Origin of the sequence: Streptacidiphilus anmyonensis, from assembly GCF_000787855.1 — a bacterium.
In the GTDB taxonomy this organism is placed as follows: Bacteria; Actinomycetota; Actinomycetes; order Streptomycetales; family Streptomycetaceae; genus Streptacidiphilus; species Streptacidiphilus anmyonensis.
In genome coordinates this window covers 79,377-91,614 of sequence record NZ_BBPQ01000030.1, presented here as the reverse complement: position 1 = coordinate 91,614, position 12,238 = coordinate 79,377, and the positions used below count along the sequence as shown (strand labels likewise).

The 12,238-nt window shown below is 66.9% G+C and carries 5 protein-coding genes and 1 pseudogene; 3 read left to right on the top strand and 3 right to left on the bottom strand.

The window, feature by feature from the left end:
• From TR50_RS24015 to TR50_RS48065, 3 genes and pseudogenes are all read left to right on the top strand, one after another.
• A partial coding sequence (locus TR50_RS24015) for a hypothetical protein (RefSeq protein ID WP_236654566.1) occupies positions 1-650 on the top strand: 650 nt, incomplete at its 5' end.
• 291 nt (positions 651-941) lie between these two features.
• Positions 942-1,049 (top strand): annotated as a pseudogene (locus TR50_RS50160) (hypothetical protein); the annotation flags it as partial.
• An 83-nt stretch (positions 1,050-1,132) separates the two neighbouring features.
• Entirely contained in the window at positions 1,133-1,840 is a 708-nt protein-coding gene (locus tag TR50_RS48065) for a hypothetical protein (protein ID WP_176572857.1), read from the top strand.
• 814 nt (positions 1,841-2,654) lie between these two features.
• Here the strand turns inward: TR50_RS48065 and TR50_RS24005 are convergent.
• The 3 genes from TR50_RS24005 to TR50_RS49805 form a co-directional block, all read right to left on the bottom strand.
• On the bottom strand, positions 2,655-3,740 hold the full coding sequence (locus TR50_RS24005; RefSeq protein WP_042425500.1) for an integrase core domain-containing protein: 1,086 nt from the start codon (positions 3,738-3,740) through the stop codon (positions 2,655-2,657).
• A 283-nt stretch (positions 3,741-4,023) separates the two neighbouring features.
• Positions 4,024-4,347, bottom strand: a complete 324-nt coding sequence (locus TR50_RS24000) for a hypothetical protein (RefSeq protein ID WP_042425498.1) — start codon at positions 4,345-4,347, stop codon at positions 4,024-4,026.
• A gap of 19 nt (positions 4,348-4,366) precedes the next feature.
• Entirely contained in the window at positions 4,367-12,016 is a 7,650-nt protein-coding gene (locus TR50_RS49805) for a ricin-type beta-trefoil lectin domain protein (RefSeq protein WP_152648592.1), read from the bottom strand.
• Between the last annotated feature and the right edge of the window lie 222 nt (positions 12,017-12,238).

Here is a 12,238-nt window from a genome sequence, read left to right as displayed (position 1 = left end):
TCCTGGAAAGCTGGGACGCCGCGAGGCATCCAGCCCAGCAGCGGCTACGCATGTACATCGCCAGCGTCATACCACTGTTCCCGGAAGTCGCTAACCACGACGGAGCGCCGCTTGCCCTAGCGCTCAGCGTGGGCCTGGAAGACCACATCGCGCTGACCCGCGGTGGCCACGACCTTGACAACTACCTCTTCCCACTAGCCCGTGCTTTCGGCGCACACCGCTTCAGCGTCTTCTTCGCTCACAAGCGCCACGCCGGGACCTCCACGCTCACCATCGGGTGCGCCAGTCCCGACCCGAACGACCGCGGCATGCCGCACCTACAGGTGCGAACTCGTGTCTCCGCCACCAGCAAGGCCTGGAAGGAGGCCATCCATGAGGCATGCCGCCAAGCAAGCCCTCAACTCGCCGCAGACGTGCCTGTCCACCTCCAGCTAGCTTTCCAGGTCTCTCCCGGCCGAAACTGGTCCGCGCTATGGAAACCAGCAATCGACGCCCTCGGACCAGTACTTGGCCTAGCTGACCCCGCGCGCCCCTACCGGCCACGCGACGACCGCATCACCCGCCTCGAACTGCACCGAACCATCGACTCAGCCCTCGGCCACGACATCGTCCTCACAGCCCGCTGGCACGACGCCACCGTCGGTGCCTGACCCAGCGACATCAACGACGATGGATGTCCTCGGGCTGAGGCGGGTACCTGGGTACAAGCAGGATCAGGGCGAAGCACGGGTCGCGCTGCTTGAGGCAGGGGCAGCTCAAGCCCACAAAGCAGCACTCGGCCAGCTCACAAGCACCGCGGGGCCTAGTCGAGATGATCGGTCACCCTGGGCTCTCTACGTGCCTGGTGCCGACTGGAGGCCGGAGAAGGCCGGGTGAGTCCGTGACCGGATCGCAGCCTCTCGGTTCGTACGAGCGCGCTAGGGTCCTCCCCGGAGGGGGACATGAACAGCAGACCGGTCTACACCTGCGGCGCAAGGACCCAGAAGGGTCGGCCGTGCCGCCAGCGGGTCTCAGCGCGTGGCACTCGCTGCCGCCTGCACCTTGGCAAATCGGAAATGCCGCCGAGGCGGCTCCCCCACCGCCTCGTCGGCCTTCACGTGCCGAGACGGCGCTGGGCTACATCCTCGTGCTGGTGGTCATCGGCTTCGTGGCCACGGGGGTTTTCTACGTGGGTCGGTGGCTGTTCGGCTCGGACGACTCCGGCGGATCGACAGCTGGCGGCTATCCGATCGCTGGCTACCCCTACACGTCGGGCGGCGGCTACGGGTCCGGCGGTGGCTACAGCAGCGGCGATCAGGGATACGGCGGTGGATCGAGCGGGGGCTACGGCTCCTCCGGCGGGACGAGCGGTGGCTACCAGTACAGCAGCAGCACGAGCGGTGGTTACACCTACGGGACCACTGGCGGCGTAGGAGGCGTCCCCGCCGCCCCGGCGCCGACGGACTCGTACGTGCCGACCGACACCCCGCCCTCGTCGCCCTCAACTCCCTCCACGTCGCCCGTGAGAGTGGCTCCGCCGCCGACGCGGAACAACGTCGCCGCGGTCATGGAGTTCTTCGACGCCATCCGTAGCGACGACTATCTTGCCGCCTACCAGCTCTGGGACGACCCCAAGCCGTCCGACGACCTGGCCGCGGAGTACCGGGGGACGGTCTCAGATCGCATCGTGGCAGCATCCGGCGACGAGGTCGACGTGCTCATTGCCCTGGACGAGCCAGACGGCACCGTGGTCTGGGCCCTGGCGTCGTACCAGGTACATCGAGGGTGGCTCCACTCAGAGAGGATGCGACACGTCGGCGCAGCGGAGGCTCGGATCCTGCTGCGGGTCGTGCTCGGGTAGATCGACCTACTCACGATGGCGCCCTATCTCGTGAGTCGGTTGAAGCGCTTGTAGCAGCAGACGGGTGCGGCGAAGCCGAGGAACGCCAGATAGGACGTCACGCGCGCGGATGCGTCCCGTTGGCGGCTGCCCATTTCCTGACTGTTGCTCAGCTCCATCTGCGCATGCCAAGGAGGCCCGGTGGGATCCGGGCGCCGTAGGCGTTGATACCCGCACGGGATCAGCGCCACAGTCACGCGCGTGGCCGCTCCCATGACACCGCTTCAAAGCAGTTGTCAGCGATGACCGCCAGCAACACTCGGCGGTCAGTCGGCTGGGACCACATTGGGACCACACGCAGTGCACGCTGCCGCACAGGCCCAGCTCGTCAGCGCGCTGCACCGAGCACCACTCCCGCGTTGAGCTGCGAAATCCCTTAACTCGCCGACCTGGGGGTCAAGGGGTCGCAGGTTCAAATCCTGTCGTCCCGACTCGGACGCTAGTCCAAAGTCGCAGGTCGGAGCCGGTGTCTGATTCATCAGACACCGGCTCTCGACGTTTTTAAGCCCACTTCGGCTGGGAGCAGATTGGGAGCGAAGCTGGGAGCACTCGGCTCCCAATCCGCTCCCAGGTCAATCCACGTTGACCGCTATCACCCACAACGGTCGAGATGCCCAGAATTCTTTCGCGCCAGGCCCCGATGCACCATGAGATCAGGGCCCTGCGCGGCGATTTTGACGAAGCTGTGGGGCTCGAAAAGTCATCGCCGCAGCTCAAGCCACGTACCGGTACTGGTTGATGACTCCTGTGGGGCTCGAAAAGTCATCGCCGCAGCTCAAGCCACGTACTGGTACTGGTTGATGACTCCGCCGAGGACACGGGTGCACAGGAGCTTGCCCGGCGCACCCACGGTCCGGTCAGGCGGCTGTCTCGGAGCTTCGGGTGGCCGTTGGTCTCGTGATCGGTGCGGTCGGTGGGCGTTGTAGTGCTCCTGGTACTCGGCAAGGACGCGTCGGGCGTGGGCCTCGTTCATGACCAGAACGTGGTCGAGTGCCTCCTGGCGGATCGTGCCGATGACCCGCTCGCAGTGGGCGTTCATCCGCGGTGCCCGGGGTGCGCTGAGGAGCACCTCCACGCCGTCGGCCTCGAAGACCGCGTCGAAGGCGTCGGTGTACTTGCTGTCACGGTCGCGCAGCACGAAGCGCAGCGATCCGATGCGCGTGCCGAGGTCGGCGGTGAAGTTGCGGGCCTGCTGGGTCGCCCACTGCGCGGTGGGATGGGCGGTGACACCGGTGATGTGCAGCTTGCGGGTGCCGTGTTCCAGGAAGGCCAGCCCGTACAGCCGCCTACCGGTGATCGTGTCGATGTGGAAGAAGTCCGCCGCGACAATCCCCTCGGCCTGGGCGGCGAGGAACTCACGCCAGCTCGGGCCGGCCCGCCGCGGGGCCGGGTCGATGCCGGCCGCGTGCAGGATCTGCCAGACCGTGGACGGCGCGATGGCATGTCCCAGTCGGGCCAGTTCACCTTGGATCCGCCGGTGGCCCCACCGCGGGTTCTCCTGCGCCAGTCGCAGTACCAGCTTCTTGAGCGCAGCTGCCGTGGGTGGGCGACCGATGCGCCGACGTCGGTGGGAGTAGTCCCACCGCTTCGCGATCAGCCTGCGGTGCCACGTCAGCAACGTCCCCGGGGTGACCGGGAAGACACGGCGCCAGTCGCAGCGCGGTATCAGCGACGACAGCGCGGCCAACCAGAACCGGTCCGCGGGCTCGTAACGGACCGGACCCGCGAGCTGACGGCGCAACACAGCGTTTTCATGCCGCAGCACCAGCAGTTCGGCGTCCTTGGCCGTGTCGCGGCGCAGCAGGACGCCCGGCACGGACAGCAACGCACGGGTGATCCGGTACACCGTCGAGATGATCACCCGCGCAGCATCCCAGGGCGCCGGCGAACGCCTCTCACGCGGGCCCCACCTGCAGCGATGTTTATGAGCCCCACAGGGTTCGCTTCGGCATGGTTCCTCTGTAAGCCACCCGGCGCGCCTTCGTACCGTGCGACACGCTCCTGGTCAGATCGTCGGGTCCCAGCAACGCTCCGCACCCCTGTTATCGGCTCGGGACGACCGGATCGGAACCGAACAGTAGCGTCAAGATTCCGAACGATGCAGCATCCGTCGGCTCTCATGACCTGGACCCGCATCGGAAAGATTACCGCACGAGCTTCTCCCAAATAACGTCTGTTCGCCAGCCTGCGGTTCCGCGCACCCAGCTCATCATCACCGAGTGCGCCTGCTCAATCGCCACTCCCCGGCTTTCAAAGTGGGCATCGGCGCCCCCTTCTCGATGCTCCAGGCAGAGCCCCTCAGCCTCCAGAAAAGCTTGAATGTAGACCTGGGCGGAACTGGCGAGCTGGATGACAAGGAAAGTCAGCTCGCCGACTGCGATAGATTTAATCAAGTCAAGAATTGGGCCCGATTCCGGAACCCCTCCCTCCAGGGTCCCAAGGTCCGACTTGACGAGAAACCTGTCCATTTCCAACCACCCCAAATATTTACGGATACGTATTGGTTCCGGGAATCCTGTTACCTTCGAGGATTCGATATGGGTCTATCATGGCGTGCTCGTCTGGCCAGCGAGGAACAACTTCCGTGCCGCCATCGCGGAAGGGGATCGGCTCATGGGAAAGCTCCATAGTTTCGAGCTGGCCCGTCCAGGGATTGTTCCTCGTCGGCCCCGCCCAGCCTCTCGCCTTTATTTGCATCCGTTGCGCTTGATCCAATCCACTATTCGGGTCGTTGTAAACCTGCTTCCAGGCATTCCTGCGGAGCTGGGAGGTCCACTGCGGCTCGGCGCTCGGGTCAGCGTTGGGATTGGCAACTCGCTGACCAGTATCAGTGTCAACGTGGTATGTCCGGCCCAGAGAATCAACCCGCGCTTCGATGCTACCGGACCGAATAGCGTCATCTGCATGGGGGGCATCTGCTTGTTCCTGCTCGGCCCGAGCCGCTCCACGCTGGTCGTTCTCGACCTGTGCCTGTTCGTCGGCGCCCTCCGCTCGGACCTCGTTTTGAACCGCTTGATCGTCGCCGCGTGTATCAACCTGGTTCTCGGCAGCACCTTCGGGAGTGGTCATGTCCGGAGCGGGATCAGCGGACGTTCCCGTCGCGGGGTCACTCCCTTCGGCGGGCGCGTTAGCTTCGTCTCCGGCGTCCCCGCCTGTGTCGGCTCCGCCGCCGATGCCTCCTCCGCCGCCCGGGGGAGCCTCGTTGTCGGCGGGGGGCAGGCCGCCGCCACCGTCCATTACTCCGCCGCCTCCGCCGTCTTCGCGGCCTTCTGCTGCGTAGACGGAGTCGATCAGAAGGTGAAGCCAGTGAACGACTGGGGGAACGGCCGGAGCTGCCTGTGGCGCGGCTGCGGGCTGAGCCGAGGACGTGTCTCCCGACGAGTTGTCTGTGCCCTGCGACCCTTGGCCGTTATTGGGCTGGCCCCCACCACTGGCAGAGCCGTTGCCTCCGCTTACGCACCCGCCGCTGTCGACGCCCTGGGAGCACATCAGTCCTGTGGGGTCGCTGCCGGTGGACGGGTTGTCTGCCGCGTAGGTGTAGCCGCCCTTCTGGTTGGGGTCATTGGCTTCGAAGAGTGGGTCAGGGCTGGTGAAGCGGCCTTGCGCAGGGTCGTAGACGCGGGCGCCGAGCAGGTCGAGGCCGTTGCTGTTGTCAGTGGGCTTGCCTAGGAAGCCGTGGTCCTCGGAGGGGTCGACCCAGGTGGTGGGTTGGGTGCCTCGGGGGTTGCCGTAGGGGTCGAAGTAGCGGCGGCTGACGTTGCGGGTGTTGGCGTCGATGCTGGTTTCGGCGGTGCCCTGGGCGTTGGCGATCTGGTAGGCGAGCGTGCCGGTGTTGGTGCGCGTGATGGTGACGCCGCCGGGGCCCGGGTAGTAGCGCAGGGCGTTGGCGCCGCCTGTCGGGGCGTTGACGATGATCTGTTCGGCACCGCCGAAGAGGTAGAGGGTTTTGGTGTTGGTGCCGGTGGTGTTCTGCTCGAGGAGAGCGCCGGAGGCGTCGTAGGTGTAGGTGCTGGTTTGGCTGGTTCCTCCGTTGGTGGTGGTGACTGTGTTGGTTCGGCCTTCAGGGTCGTAGGTGAAGGTCTCGCTGGTGCCGGGGGCGGCGGTCCCGGCACCAGCGACCGTGGTCCAGCTCTGGCCGGTCCCGCCGCAGGCGGCGACGGTGAGCTGGGTGCTGTTGGTGGTGCTGCCGGACGGGTCGGTCAGGCAGAGGTTGTTGGCACCGGTGTTGACGAGCTGGTTGTTGGGGCCCGTCTTCCACTTCTGGGTGGTTGTGGCGCTGTTGCAGGTGTTGATGACGATGCCAGTGCCTGCGGTCTTGGCCCCGCTGGTGGTGTCGAGGCACATGCCGAGGACCTTGAGGGTGCCGTCGGTGCCGAGGGTGTACTGCTGGGAGGTGTTTCCGCTGCTGCAGGGCCAGACGACCTGCCTGGCTCCGGCTGTGGTGGAGCCGGCGGTATCGGTGGCGCAGAGGTTCTTGCCCGTGTAGCCGCTGCTGGTGCTCTTAATGCCTGGGCTCAGAGGTCCGGCGGACAGGGTGCGGGTCATGGTGTTGCCCGCGTTGACGCCGGAGGGGGTGTTGGTCTTGTCGGTGTAACCGTAGGTCTGGGTGGTGGATCCGACGCCCGGGTTGGAGGTGCTGGTGGTGCCGGCCTGGTTAGGGGTGGCGGTCGCTGCGGTGCCGTTGCTCCCTGCGTAGCTGATGCTCTGTGTGGTGTCGTTGAGTGCGTTGCCGGTGGTGTCGTGGTTGACCATCCCGGTGCGGTCGCCGAGGAGGTCGTAGGTGTAGGTCTGCCAGTACGGTGCGGGGCCGCCGATGGTGCTGGTCTTGACCGGCGCGGTGCTGGTTTGGGGTGTGCCTGTGTTGCAGGCGCCGACGGCTCCGGGTTCGGCGTCGCTCAGTCCGGGCTGTTGTCCGGCGGTGCCGGCGTTGGTGATGCCCTGGGTGTCGGTCCAGGCCTGGGTGAGGCGTTGGAAGGAGTCGTAGGCGAAGCACTGGGTGTCGTGGGTGGTGTTGTTCTGCAGGTCGTCGATGGCGGTGACGTCACCGGCCTGGTCGTAGCGGTAGTCGACGACATCGGGTGCCGCGGAGACACCTTGGGCCATGTCGCTGGTCTGGGTGACGCGGTTGGTCGTGGCGTCGTACTGGGCGTAGGTGTCGACGGCTTTGCCGCTCGCCAGGGTGTTGTAGTCGGCTTCTTGGAGGTTGCCGAGGCTGTCGTGGTAGGTGGCGGCGAGGTAGGTAGGGGTGCTGGATGTGCTGATGAAACTGGTGAAGGAGCTGACGGCGCCCGCCTGGTTGTAGGCGTAGGTGAGGTTCTCGGCCGGCAGGCCGCCGTCGGTGCCGTACTGGAGGGATGCGAGCAGTCCCTGGACGCTGGTGTAGCTCGCGGTCATGGCGAAGCGGGTCTGGCCGGAAGGTGCCGCGGGGATGCCGGAGGGGAGTTGGGGCTGGGGGAAGCCGTCCGTCGCGGGGATGTCCTGGGTGTATCCGGTGGGCTGGTATGCGGTGTCGTAACCCGTGATCGTGGTGGTGTAGGCCTTGCCACCGGTGGTGTTGCCGCCGATGTAGCGGCTGGCGCTGGTGAGCAGCCCGTCTGCCAGGCTGTCGTAGGTGTAGCCGGTGAGCTGGTTGGCGGGACTCGGCGACGTGCTCCAGTTGCCGGTGTACTCGCCCTGGAGGCGTCCGGCCCAGTCGTACTGGTAAGACAAGGTCTGGCCGCGGCCGTCGGTGCTCTGCTGCAGATCACCGCCGGTGTCGTAGGGGCCGAGCGTGGTGGTCCCGGTGTTCGGGTCTGTCTGTGAGGTGAGTTCGCCGAGCAGGTCGTAGCTGTAGGACCACTGGTTGCCAGCAGTGTCGCTGATGGTGTGGACCTGTCCGGTGGGCCAGTAGGTGTAGCTGGTGGCGGAGTCGGCTTCGGTAGCGGCCTGGTAGGTCTTGGTCGACCACGCGGCGGTTCCGGCGCTGTTGTAGATCACCATGTTGGCGTCGTTCTGCAGCTTCAGGACGGATCCGCTCGTGGCGGTGAGGCCGGTGCTCCAAAGGCTGGTGCCGGCGGCGTTGTAGACGGCGAGGTTTCCGTCGGTGCCGAACTGGGCGTAGGCGCCGGCGCTGGAGGTTCCGCTGGCCCAGAGGGCTTTCCCGCTGGCGAGGCCGTATATGACCAGGTTGCCGTCGGCCTGCATGGCAAGTCGGACACTGTCGGACATGAGCGAGGTGCCGGAGGGGATGACCTGTCCGCCGGTCAGGACGACCTGGGCGTTGGTGTTGAGGACCTTGCTGGTTTGGACTTGTCCGAGCGCGTTGGTGGTCTGTCGTGTGGTGGGTCCGCCTTGCGGGGCGGTGGTGGTGGTCTGGTTGGCGCCGACGTAGCTGGTGCCGGTCTGCCATTGGCGGATGGCGTCGTGCCACAGCGTGGTCGCGGTGGTGCGGCCCTGGCCGTCGTAGGTGTTCGTCGTCTCGGACGCGATGGTGTTCTCGTTGGCAGGGACGAGGGTGCTGTTGGGGGCGGTGCTGGAGTCGTAGTGCGGGCCGTATGTGTACGCGGGCCAGCCGTGGGAGTCGTAGAAGGTGTCGGTGATGACGCGGCCGTTGGTGGTGTCGCCGGCCGGGGTGGTCTGGGTCTGGCGGGGCTGGAGCATCCCGTCATAGATGGTGGTCGAGGTGGCGTAGCCGCCGTTGTTGTCCCGCAGGGTGTTGGTGGTCACCGATGTGGGTGCGCCGCCGTTGGTGATGGAACCGTCCGTGTTGGGAATCGGTGTGGAGACGGCACCGGGGTTGATCGAGTAGGAGAACGTCTCGTTGGCCTGGTCGCCCTTGGACTGGTCTTGGCCGGGCAGCCATACCGCGGTGCGTCGGCCGAGCGCGTCGTAGGTGATGGTGGTGGTGCGGCCATTGGGGTCGGTGCTGGCGGTCTCCTGGCTGCGCAGGGGGTCGAGGCTGGTGTGCGAGGTCCAGCCCTGTGGGTTGGTGGTGGTGATCTGGGTCGGGTTGGTGTTGCCGCGGGACGGGTTCCAACTGGGGGCGTAGCTGGTGGTGACGGGCAGGCCTGCGGGCTTGGCGCCGGTGGGGTCCTGGGTCAGGGTCTGGGTGACGCGTCCGGCGCCGTCGTAGGTCGTGGCGGAGGTGGTGCGCCATTGCTCGTCGCCGGTGCTGTCGTAGCCGGTGGCGATCGCCGTGGCGTCGATGTAGCCGTTGGCCCCGAGTTGGCCGAAGGTCGGGAGGTCGGCGGAGTCGAGCTTTCCGCTGCCGTCGTAGTAGGTCTTCTCGTCGGACAGGAGGAGGTTGTTCGTCGAGTTCGCGGCCGGGCAGGCGCCGGAGTCAGCAGCCGTGTTGACGGTGGTGACCTGGTCGGGGTAGGTGAGCATCATCGGTGCGGCCGATGAGGGGGTGGCGTAGCTGGTGGTGGTGCAGGTCTCCTGCAGCGGTGTCGGGTTGCTGCCGAAGGGGGCGTCTACGGCCGCGGCGTCAGAGATGGAGACGCGGCCCTGGCTGTCGTACCCGGTGGTGGTCTTGTGTTGGCGCCACGTGGTGCCGTCTGCGAGGAGGGCGTAGTCGGTGGAGACGGCGCTGGTGGGGCGTTGGGCCAGCAGGGGCGGCAGGGTGGACGGGGCTGGGGCGGTGCCGGTGGGGTGGTCGGTGGTGTTCCAGTCGGTCCACGGGGTTTGGGAGCTGGACGCGGTCTGGTGGAACCCGAAGGGTCCGGCGACTTGCTCCTCGGTGATGGTTCCGCCTGCGTGGGTGTAGGTGTCGGTCTCCAGGGCAGTGCCGGCGAGTGTGTTGTCGTCGGTGACCGTTTCGAGGACCTTGCTGGGGTCACCGCCAAGGGTCGCGTTCACGGTGACGGCGCGTCGGCTGCCGTTGGCGAGGTAGTCGCCGTTCATGCCCTGGAGGTAGGTGGTGGTGCTGCGTGTGACGGGGTCCGGGGCGGTACCGGTGGTGACGGTGACGGTCTGGAAGCCGCGGAACTGGTCCCACGTGCGGTACTGGTCGTCGGTTTGGGCGGAGTCGTCGCGGTGCCACGCCGCGGCGCCGTAGCTGTAGGTGGAAACCTGCGGGGCGGATCCAGCGGTGACGTTGGCGACCTGGTTGGGGACGTAGGCGGACGTCTTGCCGGTGCCGCTGGAGGTCTGGTCGGTGATCGACACCTGTGCCACGGTGACCTTGTTGAACCAGTCCTGGATGGGCGTGACGCCGCCGGGCACGGCCCAGTACACCGGGTAGCAGGCGTTGGTGTTGGAGTCCGCATGGGCGAAGGACAGGCTCTGGCCCGTGCAGGGGGTGGTGTTGTACGAGACGGTGATCAGTTCGCCGGTCTCGGTCTGGATGCCTGAGATGCGGGGCCGGTATAGCGGCGGCGGGGTGGTCGTGGCGTTCGAGACACCCTCGACCCGGTTGTCGACCTCTGTTCCCTCGAAAGTGACCGGGTTGAGGGTGATCTTGTTGCCGGACGCGTCGTAGCCGGTGTGCTGGATGGTCTGCAGCCACATCACGCCCTGGAGCGCGCCCGCGTCCTTCGGGTCGACGGAGGTACCGGTGATGGGGTCGGCCGCGCCGCCCGCGTTCGAGTAGGCGTGGGTGAGCTGATAGGAGTCGACCGGCGTGAGGCCCTTGCCTGCGACGTTCACCTTGGTGGTGATCGTCGAAAGCCGGGTGGTCGTCCAGAAGGTGGGAGCTGCGGTGACACAGACGCCGGCGGGAACAGTCTGCGAGCCAGGTGGCAACGTCGTGGAGTCACCCTGGTTGCAGTTCAGGTCATACGGGACGTCCGGCCAGTTCGGGGCGTTGGCTGTGTTAATCGCGGCGGAGCAGTCGAACGTCGAGGTGGCCTGGCAGCGCGGCGCGGATCCGAAGACGGCCTGAGCAGAGGGGAGATGGTTGGCACCCCCGGTGAGCTCGTCCTGGAGGCTGTAGCCATAGGAGATGGAGGCGAGCTGGCCTCCGCGGGTGTACTGGGTCAGCGTCCCCGAGCCGTTGGACGCGGCGGCCTGGCCGCCTCCCAGGTCGTACCAGTTCGTCTCGTTGGTGTAGTCGTAGCGCTGCAGGAACCCGGTCGGGCTGATGACGAAGTCCAGGTTCCACCGCCATCCCTCGGGCAGTGCGCACTTGGAGGCCGTGCCGGTGCCGGTGCTGTAGCAGGGATCGCCCGAGGTCGGGTGCAGGACCGGGATGCCCCAGGCCGAGTTCGTCGAGGGGTCTGTGGGGGTGCCCGACTGGGGTGCCGCGTTCTCGGCGGTTGACGAGGGGGCGTGGTCCGCGCCGAAGTAGGCGATCGAGCCGTCGGTGGTCAGGACGCGGTAGTACAGGCCCTGGTACAGGCCGTTGTCGCCGTTCTTCATCTCCTGCACGACGGTGCCGTCGTCGCCCTGGAGTACCCACTGGGCGACCAGGTTCGGGTCGGTGCTCGTGGACGCCAGCGGTACTAGCGTCCCGGAGTGGGATCCGAAGGAGATGGTGGCGTTGTCTCCGCCCCAGCACTCGTCGCCGGAGCCCCTCAGGAGCAGGTCGGTTCCGGAGGAGTTGAGAAGCGTTCCGCAGGGGCGGTAGGTGCGCTCGATGAATCCCGGCTGGTAGTCCCAGCCGTCGCCGATCCACGATGCCTGGGAGTTGCGGGCCGAGGTCTCGCCATCGACTGACTGAGAGTCGTACGTCAGGCCCACGCTAGGAGCCGCCCCTGCAACGGGACTCGGCATGGCCACGGGGTAGGTGTAGGCGTACGCGCCTGTCGCCGTGGCTTGCCAGGTGCCGGCAGGGTTCAGGGACGTGGCGGCGTAGTTGCCCTGGGAACCCGCGTTGCCTGAGCTGATGCCCACCACGGTCATTGAGCCGGAGGTGTCCATCGGCACCGGGGTTGAACGGGCCGATGCGTGGGACGAGATGCCGCTCGTTCCCGCGAGGTTCAGCGTCGCGACGAGCTGGTCGGCATCCGCCCGGTTGCTGAACGACAGCGGTGAGCGCTGCCGGCACTTGTTCACCTCTGGCGTGGTCAGTGCGCAGGCCGGAAGCCGGAACATCTCCAGCCGCGAACCGAATCCGCCACCGTAAGCGTCGGCGATCGATGCGTAGTCGACGACGACCTGCACCTGTCCGGCTCGCGCCTGCCCGTCAGCGCGGGTGAAGCCCAGTAGCATCGCGTTCATGCCGGCGGACACCGCCTGACCGTGCGAGGCGACCTGGACGCGGACCTGGCCGGGGGCCGCAGTCGCTGCAGTCGACGACGCACTGGGGTGACCAGCGGGTCCGACCCACACGGGCAGCGTCCCGGCTTCTGTCGGCCCCGCTGTCTGGGGTGCGGTGTCGCTAGACCGGCGGTTGGCCCCCGTAGCAGCCGCGGGCCCCTTCAGCTCCACCGTGACCGTTCC